General features: G+C 38.8%; 22 protein-coding genes, 1 tRNA gene and 1 other annotated feature. Of the genes, 19 read left to right on the plus strand and 4 right to left on the minus strand.

All coding sequences use genetic code 11. The annotated features are described in order from the left end of the window. The first annotated feature begins 5 nt into the window (after positions 1-5). Entirely contained in the window at positions 6-410 is a 405-nt protein-coding gene (locus EKM69_RS06150; protein WP_125709211.1) for a rhodanese-like domain-containing protein, read from the plus strand. A 532-nt stretch (positions 411-942) separates the two neighbouring features. Further along, positions 943-2070: an o-succinylbenzoate synthase gene (gene menC, locus EKM69_RS06155; RefSeq protein ID WP_125709213.1), complete on the plus strand. Its 1128-nt coding sequence runs from the start codon at positions 943-945 to the stop codon at positions 2068-2070. A 51-nt stretch (positions 2071-2121) separates the two neighbouring features. On the opposite strand, the gene EKM69_RS06160 is transcribed toward menC, so the two are convergent. After that, positions 2122-2316: a DUF3042 family protein gene (locus EKM69_RS06160; protein ID WP_010623690.1), complete on the minus strand. Its 195-nt coding sequence runs from the start codon at positions 2314-2316 to the stop codon at positions 2122-2124. A 90-nt stretch (positions 2317-2406) separates the two neighbouring features. Between EKM69_RS06160 and miaA the strand changes: the two genes are divergently transcribed. Then, the gene (gene miaA / locus EKM69_RS06165; protein ID WP_125709215.1) at positions 2407-3321 is read left to right on the plus strand and encodes a tRNA (adenosine(37)-N6)-dimethylallyltransferase MiaA; all 915 of its coding nucleotides are present in this window, start codon (positions 2407-2409) and stop codon (positions 3319-3321) included. Between the two features lie 115 nt (positions 3322-3436). Then, positions 3437-3510: transfer RNA gene (locus EKM69_RS06170), tRNA-Arg, on the plus strand. Positions 3511-3710: 200 nt separating this feature from the next. Here the strand turns inward: EKM69_RS06170 and EKM69_RS06175 are convergent. Continuing rightward, a complete protein-coding gene (locus EKM69_RS06175) occupies positions 3711-4133 on the minus strand; it encodes a hypothetical protein (protein WP_125709217.1) in 423 nt (140 codons plus the stop codon). A gap of 128 nt (positions 4134-4261) precedes the next feature. Between EKM69_RS06175 and EKM69_RS06180 the strand changes: the two genes are divergently transcribed. Further along, entirely contained in the window at positions 4262-4828 is a 567-nt protein-coding gene (locus EKM69_RS06180; protein WP_125709219.1) for a sugar O-acetyltransferase, read from the plus strand. Positions 4829-5058: 230 nt separating this feature from the next. Here the strand turns inward: EKM69_RS06180 and EKM69_RS06185 are convergent, their stop codons facing one another. Beyond that, entirely contained in the window at positions 5059-5691 is a 633-nt protein-coding gene (locus EKM69_RS06185; RefSeq protein ID WP_125709221.1) for a hypothetical protein, read from the minus strand. An 18-nt stretch (positions 5692-5709) separates the two neighbouring features. Next, the gene (locus EKM69_RS06190) at positions 5710-6090 is read right to left on the minus strand and encodes a hypothetical protein (RefSeq protein ID WP_164505869.1); all 381 of its coding nucleotides are present in this window, start codon (positions 6088-6090) and stop codon (positions 5710-5712) included. 408 nt (positions 6091-6498) lie between these two features. Between EKM69_RS06190 and EKM69_RS12290 the strand changes: the two genes are divergently transcribed. The 14 genes from EKM69_RS12290 (at position 6499) to EKM69_RS06260 (ending at position 16123) form a co-directional block, all read left to right on the plus strand. Then, a complete protein-coding gene (locus EKM69_RS12290) occupies positions 6499-6906 on the plus strand; it encodes a hypothetical protein (protein ID WP_164505870.1) in 408 nt (135 codons plus the stop codon). 408 nt (positions 6907-7314) lie between these two features. Further along, complete coding sequence (locus tag EKM69_RS06200; RefSeq protein WP_125709227.1) at positions 7315-7575, plus strand: hypothetical protein; 261 nt, start codon at positions 7315-7317, stop codon at positions 7573-7575. Between the two features lie 93 nt (positions 7576-7668). Continuing rightward, positions 7669-9363 carry a DUF6541 family protein gene (locus EKM69_RS06205; RefSeq protein WP_125709229.1) on the plus strand — a complete coding sequence of 565 codons (1695 nt, stop codon included), beginning with the start codon at positions 7669-7671 and terminating at the stop codon, positions 9361-9363. Positions 9364-9400: 37 nt separating this feature from the next. Beyond that, positions 9401-9467: a sequence feature (ribosomal protein L21 leader region), on the plus strand. A gap of 10 nt (positions 9468-9477) precedes the next feature. Continuing rightward, entirely contained in the window at positions 9478-9789 is a 312-nt protein-coding gene (gene rplU / locus EKM69_RS06210) for a 50S ribosomal protein L21 (RefSeq protein WP_125709231.1), read from the plus strand. Between the two features lie 5 nt (positions 9790-9794). Continuing rightward, positions 9795-10139, plus strand: coding sequence for a ribosomal-processing cysteine protease Prp (locus EKM69_RS06215; RefSeq protein WP_125709233.1), 345 nt, complete (start codon positions 9795-9797; stop codon positions 10137-10139). Between the two features lie 12 nt (positions 10140-10151). Next, positions 10152-10424 (plus strand): 50S ribosomal protein L27, encoded by a 273-nt coding sequence (rpmA, locus tag EKM69_RS06220; RefSeq protein ID WP_125709235.1) that lies wholly within the window; start codon positions 10152-10154, stop codon positions 10422-10424. A gap of 131 nt (positions 10425-10555) precedes the next feature. Further along, entirely contained in the window at positions 10556-11119 is a 564-nt protein-coding gene (gene efp / locus EKM69_RS06225) for an elongation factor P (protein ID WP_125709237.1), read from the plus strand. Positions 11120-11144: 25 nt separating this feature from the next. Then, positions 11145-11561, plus strand: a complete 417-nt coding sequence (locus EKM69_RS06230) for an Asp23/Gls24 family envelope stress response protein (RefSeq protein WP_125709239.1) — start codon at positions 11145-11147, stop codon at positions 11559-11561. Positions 11562-11566: 5 nt separating this feature from the next. After that, positions 11567-11974 carry a transcription antitermination factor NusB gene (gene nusB / locus EKM69_RS06235; protein WP_225423851.1) on the plus strand — a complete coding sequence of 136 codons (408 nt, stop codon included), beginning with the start codon at positions 11567-11569 and terminating at the stop codon, positions 11972-11974. A 36-nt stretch (positions 11975-12010) separates the two neighbouring features. After that, a complete protein-coding gene (gene folD, locus EKM69_RS06240; RefSeq protein ID WP_125709243.1) occupies positions 12011-12859 on the plus strand; it encodes a bifunctional methylenetetrahydrofolate dehydrogenase/methenyltetrahydrofolate cyclohydrolase FolD in 849 nt (282 codons plus the stop codon). Next, on the plus strand, positions 12852-14204 hold the full coding sequence (gene xseA, locus EKM69_RS06245; RefSeq protein WP_125709245.1) for an exodeoxyribonuclease VII large subunit: 1353 nt from the start codon (positions 12852-12854) through the stop codon (positions 14202-14204). The genes folD and xseA overlap by 8 nt, the downstream gene beginning before the upstream one ends. Then, a complete protein-coding gene (locus tag EKM69_RS06250) occupies positions 14197-14439 on the plus strand; it encodes an exodeoxyribonuclease VII small subunit (RefSeq protein ID WP_125709247.1) in 243 nt (80 codons plus the stop codon). The genes xseA and EKM69_RS06250 overlap by 8 nt, the downstream gene beginning before the upstream one ends. Continuing rightward, positions 14439-15287, plus strand: a complete 849-nt coding sequence (locus tag EKM69_RS06255; protein ID WP_125709249.1) for a polyprenyl synthetase family protein — start codon at positions 14439-14441, stop codon at positions 15285-15287. Before EKM69_RS06250 ends, EKM69_RS06255 begins: the two co-directional genes overlap by 1 nt. 8 nt (positions 15288-15295) lie before the next feature. Continuing rightward, entirely contained in the window at positions 15296-16123 is an 828-nt protein-coding gene (locus tag EKM69_RS06260; RefSeq protein WP_125709251.1) for a TlyA family RNA methyltransferase, read from the plus strand. Positions 16124-16132 lie beyond the last annotated feature (9 nt).

Genomic DNA, 16132 nt, shown 5'->3' on the forward strand with positions numbered 1-16132 from the left:
ATTAGATGCAGGTTGTAAATGCGATTTTATACATAATTGTTATTGGTGTTTTCCTATATACGATTGGATCATGGCTATACACGAGATACCAAGGTCGTAAAATGGGTGGTTCGATTTCTCAAGAAGAGTTTGAAAACACAATGAGAAAGGCACAAATCGTGGATTTGCGTGAGAAGAATAACTTCGATTCAAAACACATTTTAGGTGCTAGAAATTTACCTTACTCACAACTGAAGTACGTTGAGGGTGAATTACGTCCAGATCTTCCAGTTTATCTTTATGATGAACGTAAGAACATTTGTATCCGTGCGGCTCGTAAGCTTCATAAGTGGGGTTTCACTGATGTTAAATGGTTAGAGGATCGTTTTTCAGACTGGACTGGTAAGACTAAGAAGACTACTAAGCTGTAATTTATATGTTTTTTTGGAGAGACTTTATTCATGGGTGTATATGGATATTGTCTCTTTTTTTGATTGTTTGAGGTTCACTGCCGGTTTTGCGGGGGGTTCCGGGAATTGCGACTGTGGAACGCCATGGGCACCACTCTGAGCTATCCGGGAAGTTCGCCCGGACATCTCACAGCTGGGCCTTTTACTAGGCAATAAATTGCCAAGTAAAATTTCATGGCTGACGGTCGAATTCCCTCCACCCCCCGCAAAACCTAGGGTGGTCATAAACTGATTTTTTTGTGGGATACGGTACTTAGTTTTTTTGTGGTAACTTGCTGTGGTTCGGGGTGTTTTTCCGATTTTTGTTGGTGTCCTGGGATTTCTTCTTTTTGCTTCCTATCTTGTTGATGAATCTTTCTCTTTTCATCGGTCGGTATTTTGTTTCTTCTTTTTTCTGGCTCTTTCTTGCTCCTTTTGTCGCCGAAAATCGCGTCGTTCTTCTGTGATTTTATTTGGTGAAAATATTTTTTTTTTTTTGGATTGGAGTTTTTTTATGCAAATTGTTTCTTATAAGATTCACCAGTTTTCTTTTAAGTTGAAGCATTCTTATCGTTTTGCTGATGCTATTTATCGTGATCGGCCTATTAATATTATTGCTTTGAAGGATGAGCTTGGTAATGTTGGGCTGGGTGAGGTTGAGGCTTTTGAGTTTCCTAATTATATTGATGAGACTCAACGACGGTGTGTTTTTAGTATTACTTCTCGGATTATGCCTCTTTTGGGATCGAAGGTTTACGATACTCCTTTTGAGTTTGCTCGCTTTATTAATTCTACTAATGCTCCTTATATGGCACGGGCTGCTGTTGAGATGGCTATTTGGGATTTGTTCGCTAAGCGTAATGGAGTTTCAGTTCAGAAGTTGATGATGTTGGCTGTTGGTGATTCTTCTGCGCCTGATTCCTCGGTGGCTGTTGGTGTGGCTATTGGGATCAAGGGCTCTGCTGCTGAGGTGATCAAAGCTGTGCAGCGGGAGCTTGATTTGGGGTATTCTCGGATCAAGCTTAAGGTTAATCGGCATTATTCGGTTAAGATGCTGACTGAGATCCGGGCTCATTTTCCGGATGTTTTGATGATGATCGACTGTAATTCTCAATTTCATTTACGTGATAAGTCATTCTTTAAAAATATTGATGGCTTGAATTTTGCCATGATCGAGCAGCCTTTGGGTAAGAAGGATTTTATTGATCATGCTAAATTGCAGGCTCAGATTCATACGCCTCTTTGTTTGGATGAAAATATTTTTAATAGTGAGGATGTTTGGAAGGTGATAAATCGTCATTCTGCTGGATTTATTAATATGAAGCTGGCTCGTGTTGGTGGGATCAGTAATGCATTGGCTTTGAGTGCCTTGGCGGTCAATCATGGTTTGCAAGTTTGGTGTGGTGGTATGTTGGAAACTGGAATTGGTCGAGCTTTTAATTTGGCTTTAGCGAGTTTGGGTTATTTTCAGTTTCCTGGTGATATTTCTGCTTCAAATCGTTACTATGAAAAAGATATAATTAATGGTGAATTTGAAATCGACCATGGAAAAATTACCGTGCCACAAGGTGTCGGTCTTGGCGTTGAGCTCAATGAGTATGCTCAGGAAAAATTTGCTGAAGAAGAGTGGATCAAGATATAAAAAATAACAGCCACGAGGACTGTTATTTTTAAAAGTTGATTTTATTTGTGATTAGCCTTGATGTGCTTGTAGACTTTTTCTGTTAGCACGACGGCGGTTAGCTTCGATTCTTTCGTTTTCAGCATCTTCTGGTTCGATGACTGATTTCTTGAAAGCATGTAAGGCGCCATAAACTGCAGTTGCAGTAGTTAAAGATCCAAACAAGAAGCCTTTAACGAAACGGAAACGTTTTTCTTTTTTAGCCATAATAATTCCTCCAATCTTTCAAGTTCCATTATGACGTACTTTGTTAAAAATTTCTATAATAAACCATATTTTACATGAGAGGGCATTTTCTTGGAAAAAGTAATAGCAATTGTTGGACCAACCGCGGTCGGAAAAAGTGATTTAGGTATGAAATTGGCACAACGCTTTTCAGGCGAGATAATTTCTGGTGATTCAATGCAAATTTATCGAGGCCTAGATATCGGTACTGCTAAGGATTCTCCGGAAGAATTACGGGCAGTCAAACATCACTTGGTCGATATTTGCGATGTTGACCAGCGGTATACCGTCAAAGATTTTCAAGCGAACGCGACAAAATCAATCAAACAAATCACATCTGAAGGGAAGATTCCATTTATCGTTGGTGGAACAGGATTTTATCTCAATTCTCTTTTGAGAAATCTCGATTTAGGTGGCGATTCGGATACTGATGAAAAAATCCGAGCATCCGTTTTGAAAATTGAGCAAGAATCAGGCCTTCCTGGCTTGCAAAAGGAATTAGCTAGGATTGACCCTGCTGCCGTTGAAAAAATCGATATGGAGAATCCTAGACGGGTAATCAGAGCAATTGAAGTGTTCAAAGGTAGTGGGCACTCAATTACCGAACAAGAAAATGGTGACACATTGGCTGACTTTTATATTGTTGGGTTAACCGATGATCGACCAGTCCTGTATGATCGAATCAATCGAAGAGTAGATAAGATGGTCGATATGGGCTTATTGGATGAAGCCAAAACTGCCTTTGATCGGCAAGATGATATTCCACAAGCTAAAAATGGAATTGGGTATAAAGAATTGTTTCCTTATTTTGAAGGGAAGTCATCACTTGAAGATTGCCTGAATGAGATCAAAAAGAACTCACGACATTTTGCTAAACGACAATTAACATATTTTCGTAACCAAATGTCCGTAAACTGGTATAATATTTCTCAGACGGAAAATTACGTCTCAGAAATAGAGAGAAAAGTGGCTGAATTCCTAGAGTAACATGGATTCTGCTCGATCACGAAAGATGCAATGAATATTTTTGAAAAAAATTCGTTTTTTTTAAAATCAATCGTTGACATCTAAAGGTACATTTCTCTATAATAGTACAAGTGATGTCACAGTGGCTCAGTTGGATAGAGCAACGGTCTTCTAAACCGTAGGTCGTGAGTTCGAATCTCACCTGTGACATAATGAAAGTATTCAGCTTGAATACGTATATAATTCAAAAGCTCTCTAACCGTTGTGTGACAATGGTTGGAGAGCTTTTTTGTTACTACTGATTTTTCCGATTTTGAGTGAATTTTCCAAGTTTTTGAAACACTTGCCACATTATTGACACATCACAAGATGGTCTGAACATTGTGAATTTGGTTGATTTTCACAATCTATCAATAACGATGACGATGCATTTTGTATCGTGAACGGATTGGACGATTGATCTCTGCTTTTTTAGCAATATCCTTTTGAGCTGTTTGGTTGATCTGGATATGCCAAACTAAGAAAGTAATTGCGATCAACAATCCCAGCCAGATCCAAATGGATAAGTTACTCAACATGGCGTTTACCCGAAAGAAGCTAGCAATGCCGAAAAATCCTAATACAGCTGCACTGGCAATGTCACCACCGATACTCTGGAAATTTCTCGTGATGATATAGATGATGGCAGATACTAAGTAAGCCAAGGCCATGATCAGTTCAGAGGCGACGACATTATTAATTGAACCAAGGAGTAGCAAGTGACGATTCTGGAACAAAATTACGATTGAAACTAAAATCATCAACACTCCGACGTAAACTTTGGCTTTTTTCAAAATGATCCCCCCATGCGTTGCTCTAGATTGATTTAATCGTAACAGATATATGCACGTTTTTTTTTAAAAGTTAATATCCGTTTTAAAAAATCACGTAAGTTTATTAAAATATTGTTCAGAGGTGTAAAATGGATTTTTTAAAAATTATGAAGTCAGATCAACCATACCGTTCTAGCCAGTTCGACATGCCGACTGATTTGCAAGCTAAAGCTAAGGACCTATGTTGGGAATACAATCAATTACGTCCTAGCAATGAAAAAAGAAAACGAGAAATTATTAATGATTTGTTCGCTGAGAGTACGGATTTAACTTTCATTGAACCGACATTTCATTGTGACTACGGATTTAATATTCATTTTAAAGGATTAGCCGTGATAAATTATAATTGCACTATGTTAGACACATCACCGATAACCATTGGTGCTGGTGCTTTCATCGCTCCAGGAGTAGTTTTGGCTTGTTCGGGTCATTCGCTAGATGCTAAGGAAAGAGTCGAGCAGGGCATTGGAACTAGTGCGCCAATAACTTTGAAGGAAAATGTCTGGATCGGAGCAAATACGACAGTAATGGCAGGGGTGACGATCGGAAAAAACAGTGTCATCGGCGCGGGCAGCGTGGTGAACAAAGATATTCCGGATAATGTCGTAGCAGTTGGGAGTCCTTGCAAAGTATTAAGAAAAATTGAAAACAAATAAAAAAAGAGAGTGGAAGGAGATACTTAGCTGCTGAGGATTTAGGGACTATCAGCTCTGGAGTGCTGCGAAGCAGTGCTCGCTGATAGTTTCTAAACCGGAGGCTGCTATCTCCTGGAACTCGTTTCCGAAGAAAAAAAGAGAGTGTAAGGAGATGTTCAGCTATCTCCTGAAACTCGTTTCCAATAAAAAGCGATGACTGAAAATCAGTCATCGCTTTTTTGATAGTACTATTATTCAAAAGATTCAGTGATGATCCGAGATGTTTTGGAGTCATCCAACCGAGATAGTTTTGAATTAGAATTTTTAAAAGTAGGATCCATCTGGTAAGCATTCGCCGTATCGAATAACGATTGATAATTACCAGAACCGATGTAATCAGAATAATTTCGATTCATAGACTGGATATTAGCTTGATTGAAGTACAAAGCGTAGCTATGATCTTGGTCATAAAACAAAACCCCGTGTCGAGCTAAATCAAACGAGCCAACTGATTGCAAAACGTCGGTCATTTGGCTAAATGAATTAGAAGCACTACTGTGAGTGGAAACATCCACGTTAGCAATTTTGATCAACATAACATTAGTCGACTTTGCTTGAGAGATCTGTTCAATCGTAGCAGCATTGTTGTCAGCAAAATGATGCTTTTCATATTTTTCGATCCGCGACATCGAAGCATCAGCGGCCGGTTTAGATCCGGTAGAATTCTGGTTACCAGAAAAAGCCCAAACAACAATAGCAATAACAATTACAATAGCAACAATAACCAGTAAAACAGCCGTCCGAATCGTCATGCGACGATTGATCTTCTTTTGACCTTCGATCTGAGTCTTATCCCACTCAGGTAATTGATGGTTATCTTTCATAAGTCTTCATCTCTTTAATTATAAATTAGCAGTAACAAACTTTTGGCGGAAATATTTTTTGGACAAAGAATCGAAATATTGAATAGTAATAACATTATTATTCTCTTCAGTAACAGGAATCTCAAAGCTGATCTTCTGATGAGGAGCAAATGAAACCCCATTAAGATCCTCGTAATAACGATCCTCATCGTTCAAAAAAACAGAAGTAATAGCGCATTCCGAATTACCAGTATTCTGCAAATAAAAACTACCATCCCTTTTCTTATTAATAACAAAAAACGGTCGCTTAGACTTACGCAAATACCCCTGAATCCGAAACAGCGGAACACTAATCAAAATCACCCCGCACGTAACTGCAACAGTTAACACAATCAGAACAATATTATTAAACAATTCCACAATAAAATCCTCATATTCTTTTTGATAAACTCATTCTACAACAAAGCAGGCTCAAACACATAAAAAGCCGAAGAACGAAATATAAATTCTAAGAAAAGAATTTAAAAGAATTGGAAAACAAAATAGGAGAAACAGAATAGAATAGTCTCATTAACAAAATTAGGGAAGTAAAAGGCGAGAGTGCGGTTAAAAGCACGCAAGCCCAGAAGCGAAAGCAAGAGAAGAAGCAAGCATCATCCCACTTATCCAACCAAACCAAAAACAAAAGATTGCAACAGCAGGGTACGTCAGGAAACAAAATGAGCGGAGCTTTAGTCCCGCGAACCGAGAAGCTGCTCAGTAATCAAAAAAATGAAATCTTGCGAATAAAACTAGGAAGCACCTACTTACAAATTAAAAAAAGGGGGGATGCACTATCTAGACGGAGGGGCCCGGGATACACACCTCAGCCGCCAAATTGTTGTTGGCGATTTATCGCTTACAACAAGACTCGTATTGGAGATGTCCGGGCGAACTTCCCGGATAGCTTCAATCGATGTCGGCAGCGTTCCAGTGTGTGTATCCCGGGCCCCGGAGTCGGAAGTGAACCTCCAACCAAACTACTACCTCAATCCCATCACCAAACATCCACCACCAAAAATCACTAACGACATTCCAAGTAAAACGCTTCTGTCTGCGTTGCTCTCTCACATCAAGGCCGGTCGATTCCAACGCAACAAAAAAACAGCACCCCAGGGTGCTGTCTTAGACAAAATCATTCTGAAATTTCATTGCGACGAGTCTGAATTAACTTCTCCAGCTCATCAAGATCAGTAAGAGTCGACTTCTTACGTATAAAGCTTCGCGCTGACGAACGCATAGCAATATAGTTAGCCCTTTGCCGATGATTGCGATGCCATTTTTCATTGGCTCTCTTTTGTGCTTCTGTTAGTACCATAATTACTCCCCTAAAACTTAGTAATGAAAAGATTATAAACAGTTATTAGGTGATAAAGCAAGGAAATATAAAAATAATTATGCATAATAGTGTAAAATTTTAAAATTTATAACGTCATGATTAAGCAAAATGAATAAAAATGCATAATTGTATTAAAATATTCAATAGATTCCTTTTAATTTATAAAAATGATATTGCAATGTCCTGAAAAAAATTTTAATATGTATCTTGAACGTGTATAATAATAAAGTTGCATAATATTCTAGGGAATTTACGAGGTGGGATACTTGACAAGAAAGTATTCGTTTGTGTTTACGGTTATATTCATTGTTGTGGACCTTATTTTTGCTGTACTAGCTAAGCTAGGGCGGATCGACGATCTATTGGGTATTATCATGGGAATTGTTTTGATCGTTGCTCTATATATTATTACGAGATTATTTGCTCGGATAAATACCGAGAAGGGGCGCGTTGCCTTATCTTTTTTTAGCGCTATTTTCGTATTTTTAACAGTGGTCCCACTTGCAGCAACTTCAATTGCTGCCTAATTTTGGAATTTTATTGGATTAAGACAATTCGCCTTAATCCTTTTTTTATACAGTCGTATAATTAAACTATCGAATTTGATTGGGGAAGGTTCAATGAAAAACAAAACGTTCAGAACAATAATCTTAGGTGTGATTTTTCTCGTTCTGAGTATTTTATATACGGTCTTATATGCACCAAACGGTAGTATTCGTTTGATGGACAGCTATGACATGCTCTTCCATTTGAATCGGATCGCCAGTCTCTCAAATATTTTTCAGTCTCCAGTAAACTTCGATTACTGGGGGCAAGTCGGGAACATGACTAGTGAGTTTTACCCATGGTTAACTTTGATACCTGGATACTTAATACTTCAAGTCGTAGGTAATCCAGTGGTCGGATTTCTCGTCTTTTTAACGGTCATCACTTTTGCAACATTCATCAGTGCTTATTTCTTCATGAAAAAGTTTTCCGACAATACTTTGCAATCATTTCTATTCTCGATCATTTATACCTTATCGTTCTTTAGAATGGCTAGTGTCTTTTATCGGGCTGGATTAGCAGAGTACATGTGTTACATTTTCATACCAATGCTATTTTATGAGTTTTATCAATTATTGAGTGGAAACTTTAAAAAGTGGCCATTGTTTGCCCTCAGTTTTACGCTGATTGTTTTGACACATCCATTAACTGCCTTTACGACGGTGATTTTGATGTTGCCATTAGTCTTATTAGTCCTCTTCACCAAGACGGCTCATAGTTGGAGCTATTGGGGGAAGCTGATCCTAAGTGGTATCGGCTCGATAATTTTAGTTGGTCTGACTACAGTTGGATTTGTTTTACCAATGATCCAGCAGCAAAAATACATCTCTGTCAATCGACCGGCTTTGTTGAAATTATCTTCAACTGCAAAAGTGCCGGAACAGCTTTTTAAAGACGCCCTAGGTACTGACCTAAGAAATTATTCTTTTGGCGTCATTATGTTATTTGCACTGTTATTATTAGTTATCTTCATTTGGAAAGATAAGGCTAAATATCGTCTGATCGGGATCGAAATGTTGATTGCCTTAGTTCTTTCAACTAACTTGATCCCTTGGGACCAATTGCAAAATACATTTTTCAACTACATGCAATTCCCATGGAGATTCTTAAACTTATTTACTTTCTTTGCTTCGATCTATATTGCTTATGGAGTCACCAAGATAGTCGATAAGCGATCTCCATTGCTGAAATTACTAGTTATGATCTTGATCATGGCTGGATGTATCAATCAAGCATACGTTAGTGGTAACCAATTGAACCATCAAATAACATTGGCTAAAGATCCCAGCCGGATCACCACGAGCAATGCTGATAAATACATTAAGCAGTTTACGCAAGAAGATTATTATCCAGTCCGCAGTCTTTTTTATGCGAAAGATTTGGGCAAGCATGTTTACATCTTGGATGGGGAACGAACTAAGCTTCCGGCAAAAATCATCTCAAATACATACACAGTAAATTACTTCAATCAAAAACCAGAGACGATCGACTTTCCTGTTTTGGTATATAAAGGGTTAAATGTCCACATTAACAACGAAGCGGTGGATTATAAGATCTCCGAGCGTGGGACAGCTGTGGTCAAAACGAAGCCGGGTCAAAATAAGATAGTTCTCAAGTATGAATATTCCACGGTAGCTAAAGCAGCTTTAGGATTAAATGCGGTGGGATTTGTTCTCATGGCTTGGCTATCAATTAATCAAGGTAGGTTTTTGCCAGTCAAAAGGCGCAAATCGGCTCAAGAAAAAAGCTTGAAAAAAGTTGAAAAATAAATTGATATCTGATATATTTTATTAGTTGCAATCACTATTGCATCTACAACCGCTCAAAATTAGGTTTAAGCGAAAGCACCTAATTGGCGAGTATTAGAAGGGAGTGTACAATATATGTACGCAGTAATCAAAACAGGTGGTAAGCAATATAAGGTTGAAGAAAATGAAGCAATCTTTATTGAAAAACTCGATGCTAAAGAAGGAGACACAGTTACATTTGACGATGTAATCTTAGTTTCTGACGGAGATAGCGTTAAAGTTGGAGACCCAGTTGTTAAGGGAGCTTCAGTTACAGGTAAAGTAGAGAAACAAGGTAAGGAAAAGAAAGTCGTTACTTACAAATACAAACCTAAGAAGCACTCACATACAAAGACTGGTCACCGCCAACCATATACAAAAGTAACTATTGACGCTATCAAAGGTTAATAATTATGATCAAGGCAAGTTTTCATCGGAATGCCGATAAGCAGATCGATTCATTTTTGATCCTTGGCCACGCTGATTCCGGTCCTTATGGACAAGATTTGGTTTGTGCTGCAGTATCAGCGGTAACGATCGGTACTATCAACAATCTGGAGAAACTTACACAGGTCCACCCTCAAGTAGTTTTAGATGAGGTCAATGGCGGTCATCTTGGCTGCCAAATAACAGGAGCTGTTTCTCACGATACAGCGTTATTACTCGAAAATTTATCAGAAATATTGAAAGATGTCGCTGATAGTTATCCTGATAATATTACTGTTAGTTCTACACAAAATACGATTGATTTAAATTAGGAGGTAAACTTCATGCTTAAGATGAATTTACAATTTTTCTCTCACCATAAAGGTGGAGGTTCAACAACTAATGGTCGTAACTCAGCAGGTCGTAGATTGGGTGCAAAGCGTGCCGATGGCCAAGCTATTACAGCCGGTGCAATTATTTATAGACAACGTGGTACAAAGATCCATCCAGGTACAAACGTTGGCCGTGGTGGCGACGACACATTGTTCGCTCTTAAAGACGGTGTTGTTAAGTTCGAAAGACTTGGCAAAGACAAGAAGAAAGTATCAGTATACTAATATATACCGTACAAAAGAGGACATGGTCCTCTTTTTTTTATATAAACAACTACATATTATTGCCATAAAGCTATTAGTATTGGTAAAATAAAGGGAACGTTGCAAATTAACAATTAATTGAGGAGATCAGTATGTCTATTTCAGTAAACGAATTTAAAAATGGATTAACAATTGAAGTAAAAGACGGCATTTGGCGTGTTATCGAATTCCAACACGTTAAGCCAGGTAAGGGTAGTGCTTTCGTTCGTTCAAAGCTTAAGAACTTGAGAACAGGTGCTGTTCAAGAAATGACATTTAGATCAACTGCTAAGGTTGAAAAGGCTCAAATCGAAAACAAGAAGATGCAATACTTGTATGCCGACGGTGAAAACCACGTATTCATGGATATGAATACATACGAACAACTTACAATTCCTGGTGAACAACTAACAGACGAATTGAAGTACTTGAAAGAAAACATGGAAGTTAACATCATGATGTACAACGGTGAAACTCTCGGTGTTGACCTTCCTAATACTGTTGATCTTAAGGTTGTTGAAACAGAAGCCGGAATCAAAGGTGACACACAATCAGGTGGTTCAAAACCAGCTACTATGGAAACAGGTGTTGTTGTTCAAGTGCCATTCTTTGTTAACGAAGGCGACATGTTGACAATCAATACTCAAGATGGAACATATATTTCACGTGCAAATTAATTTTTAGTTATTGGAGATAAAGTTTATGGCTGATCAAAAATACGTAACACTACAAGATGACGGCAAGGTGCAAGGAAACGTTGAGATTTCTCACCAAGTTATTGAAATTTTGCTTGGGATCGCAACGAATCAAGTTGAAGGCGTCTATGAAATGCGCGGTACAATATCTAACCGGATCAATTCATTATTTGGTAGAATGAATCATGGAAAAGGTGTAGACGTTGTATTTGAAGACGACAATGTCACTGCTGATGTATTTGTTTATCTTGAATACGGAGTTTCGATTCCCAAGGTATCATTAGAAATTCAAAAGTCAGCTATTGAACAACTTAAATTCATGACGGATATTGATATATCGCAAATTAATGTGCATGTTGTTGGGCTAGTTGCTAAGAAGTCAAACGGTGACGTTGAACGCGTAACAACAGACAGTAAGGAATAATACCAGTGAGTATAAACAGACACGAAATCAGAGAACTAGCAGTACAATCACTATTTTCCATCGATACAACGAAGGCTGACGCCGCTACTGCCATCAAATCGACTTTAGAATTAGCCGATCTGACGGAAGTAGAAGTGCCAGATTATTTAACATTCCTCGTATCTGGAACGCTTGAACATGAGAGTGAATTAGATTCAGAAATTTCTAAACAATTGAAGAACAAATGGACAGTGGCTCGTTTGTCTCGGATCGACCGTGCAATTTTACGCATGGGACTATTTGAAATGCAAAATAGTCTAGAAGTTCCAAAAAAAGTTGCAATTAATGAAGCTATTGAATTAGCTGGCGATTTCGGCGATAAAGATTCAAAAGCCTTCGTTAACGGCATCTTATCTAACTTTGTTGAAGGGTAGGCTGGTACATAGTACCAGCCTTTTTGGGTAAAAAACATGATTATATTAGATGGAAAAAAAGTAGCAGGAGCTTGTGACGAATCAATGTCCAAGCGTGTAGAAGATTTGAAATCAAAAGGTATCACACCTGGGATTGCTGTTGTTTTGGTAGGCGACAATAGTGCCAGTGCTGTGTACGTTAGAAACAAGCAACGTCGAGCTGAAAAATTAGGAATGAAGTCAGAATTGATTCATTTTAAGGCTGACGTCTCAGAAGAAGAATTATTAACAAAGATCGACGAACTAAACGCTGATCCAGAAATTGACGGCTTTTTAGTCCAATTACCATTGCCAGATCATATCGATGAAGATCGAGTGATCAATGCTATTGATCCTAAGAAAGACGTTGATGGCTTTGCTCCAGAAAATGTCGGTCACCTTTGGATCGGTGAACCACAAACAAAACCGGCAACAGCTGCTGGTATTTTGATGATGCTCGACTATTACGATGTTGATTTAGACGGTAAAAATGTGGTTATTATCGGACGTAGTAACATCGTTGGTAAACCAGTCGCAGCCATGATGCTCGATAAGAACGCAACCGTGACTGTGGCACATTCACACACGAAGAATTTAAAGCAATTGGCTAAAACTGCTGATGTTTTAGTAGTGGCAATCGGTCGGGCAAAGATGATCGATGCAGATTACGTCAAAGACGGTGCGATCGTTATCGATGTCGGTATGGATCGCGATGAAAATGGCAAGTTATGTGGTGATGTTGATTTTGATGCCGTGAAAGATACTGCTTCAATGATGACACCAGTACCTGGTGGCGTTGGACCAATGACTATCACTGCTCTGATGGACCAAGTGGTCGAACTTGCAGAGGAAAGGGCAAATGGATAACTCTGAACAATATTTAACAGTTACAGCTTTAACACAATACATCAAAAGAAAATTCGACGTGGACCCATATTTGGGCCACGTTTATTTGACTGGTGAGCTTTCCAATTTTAAGATCCGTCCCAATTCGCACCAGTATTTTACAATCAAGGATGACCACGCAGTAATTGATTCGGTGATGTTTCGAAGCGCATTTAATAAAGTTAAATTTACGCCCGAAACAGGGATGAAAGTCCGTGTGAAGGGTCATGTGACAGTCTTTGAAGGTCGAGGTAATTATCAATTTTACGTCGATTCGATGGAACCCGATGGCTTAGGGTCACTTTATTTAGCTTTCGAGCAATTAAAGAAGAAACTCTCCAAGATGGGCGTCTTCAATTTACCGAAGAAGCCGATCCCGAAGTTCCCTAAACGGATAGCTGTCGTAACTAGTGAGTCAGGAGCTGTCATTCACGATATTATGACTACCGTAAGGCGTCGCTATCCGATCGTTCAATTAATCTTGTTCCCAGCAGTCGTTCAAGGCGATACTGCCGCTGCAACGATAGTAGAACAATTGAAACGGGTCAATGAAATGGGTGATTTTGATACGGTCATTATTGGTCGTGGTGGAGGTTCACTCGAAGACTTATGGCCTTTCAATGAAGAGATCGTTGCAGAAGCAATCGTTCAAAGTAAGATCCCAGTGATTTCTTCTGTAGGTCATGAGACTGATGTGACGATTGCTGATATGGTTGCTGATTTACGAGCTGCTACACCGACGGCTGCTGCAGAATTAGCCACACCAGTTTTACGTGAGCAGATCGAAAATATCGAAAACATGCAATCACGAATGATCGTGGCACAAAATAAGCTTTTGAATAATTATCGTCAGATCTTGAATAGTTATGCCCAAAATGTTTTTTTACAGCATCCTGAGCGCATCTATGAAGTTTATATGCAAAAGGTGGACAATTACACTAATCGCCTGCAACAAATCATTACAAGTGAATTACGTTGGTATAAAGAGCGTTTGTGGAACCATGAGACGAAACTCGCTCAAGTTTCACCGAAGGATCAGATCAATTACTATCAAAATCAAGTTTCAAATGATGTCCAAAATATGACCTTAGTAGTTAATAAAATGCTCAGCAACAAGCGAAACTACTTCAGTAAGCAAGTCTCAGCGCTCGATTCATTGAGTCCGTTGAAGACTTTAAGTCGTGGTTATGCGATTGCTACTGACGAAAAGGGTCAAGTTTTGAAGAAGACGAGCGACTATCAAGTTGATCAACCAGTCGACCTGAAAGTTGTTGATGGAACCGTTAAAGTGATAACTAAACAAATTAGTGAGGATAACAATGGCTGAAAAGAAAAAGAATTTTGAAGATAACCTAGCAGACCTTGAAAAAATCGTTACTGATCTCGAAGCAGGAAATGTTCCGCTTGAAGAAGCAATGGAAAAATTCAAGGCTGGTGTGACTTTAAGCAAGAATTTAGAAAAAACTCTTACTGAAGCAGAAAATACTGTAACCAAGATCATGGCTAAAGATGGTACTGAATCGAGCATGCCAGAAAACAACGAGAAGGGCAACGAGGAATAGTGGATATTAAAAGTTTTACAGAATTTCACGAGAAGATACTACCTGAATTCGACCAATTTCTGACTGATAAGATCACTGCCGAGATCAAACAACCAACACTACGTGAAGCCATGCTTTATTCACTAAATTCTGGTGGAAAAAGGGTCCGTCCAGTGTTAATGCTAGCAACGGTTTATTCTTCGGGTGTCAAATACGAAGATCTACCTAAGTACTTCGACATTGCTGGATCACTTGAATTGATCCACACGTACTCATTGATCCATGATGACTTACCAGAAATGGATAATGACGATTACCGTCGTGGTCAATTAACTAGTCATAAGAAGTTTGGTACAGGTCCAGCAGTTTTAGCTGGTGATGCTTTGTTGACACAAGCTTTTTATTGGATCGCCAAATCAGAGTTAGATGCCAATAAGCGAATGGCTGCGGTGCGAATTTTGGCACATAATGCAGGTCCCATGGGGATGGTGGCCGGTCAAATGACCGACATCACTAAAGAAGACAAACAATTGAGTTTGGAAGAACTAACGCAATTGCATCATCAAAAAACAGCTGATCTGATCATGGCAGCAATAACAATCGGTGCTTTTTGTGCCGATCACAAAACTTCTAAACAATTAGTTTTGTATTCCGAAAAAGTTGGGCTAGCCTTTCAAGTTAAAGATGATCTCGATGATGCAGATGACGGAGAAGATGACGATAAAAATACTTTTCCTAATTTAATCGGTAAAGAAGCGACTGAAGAAAAATTACGTAATTTAGTTAAGGACGCTTTGAATGCCGTGTTGAAAGAAGAGAAATTTGATAAGAACTTACTAGTAAGCTTCTTAGATTATTTCAAGAAGTAGGAGATAATATGGCAAAAAAACGTGTAGACGTAATGTTAGTCGAACAAAATTTATTTGAGTCTCGCGAACAGGCAAAGCGTTCAGTAATGGCCGGTGAAGTTTACGATGAAGACAATTTGCGCTATGACAAGCCCGGTGAAAAAGTTGATCCAGAAACAATTTTTCACGTGGTTGAAGGAGCTCATAGCAAATATGTCAGTCGTGGTGGTTACAAGTTAGAAAAAGCCGTTGAATCGTTCAATATTGATTTGACTGATCGTACTTGTTTAGATATCGGTTCTTCCACTGGTGGTTTCACCGATGTCGCTTTACAAAATGGTGCTAAATTAGTTTATGCGCTCGATGTCGGGTACAATCAATTAGCTTGGAAGTTACGAAGTGATGATCGTGTCGTAGTGATGGAACGAGTGAACTTCCGCTACAGCAAGCCAGAAGACTTCCATGAAGGATTGCCTCAATTTGCGATGACTGATGTTTCCTTTATTTCCTTGGAATTGATCTTGCCACCAATGTTCAATATTATTTTGCCAGGTTCCGATGCGGTTTGTTTGATCAAGCCTCAATTTGAAGCTGGACCAGAAAATGTTGGTAAGCACGGCATCGTTCGCGACCACAAAGTTCATCAAATGGTCTTAGAAAAGATCTTAAACTTTGCTCAAACTACTGGTTTTATCGTGACAGGTTTGGATTTTTCACCGATCAAAGGTGGAGAAGGAAATATTGAATTTTTGATGCACATTCAAAAACCAACTGATCCCGATACTGAAGGAAGTATTGCCGATTCAGTCTCAATCGAAGAGACGATGAACGCTGCCTATGCAAATTTGAATAAATAGCTGGTGACA

Origin of the sequence: Companilactobacillus zhongbaensis (assembly GCF_003946515.1) — a bacterium.
In the GTDB taxonomy this organism is placed as follows: domain Bacteria; phylum Bacillota; class Bacilli; order Lactobacillales; family Lactobacillaceae; genus Companilactobacillus; species Companilactobacillus zhongbaensis.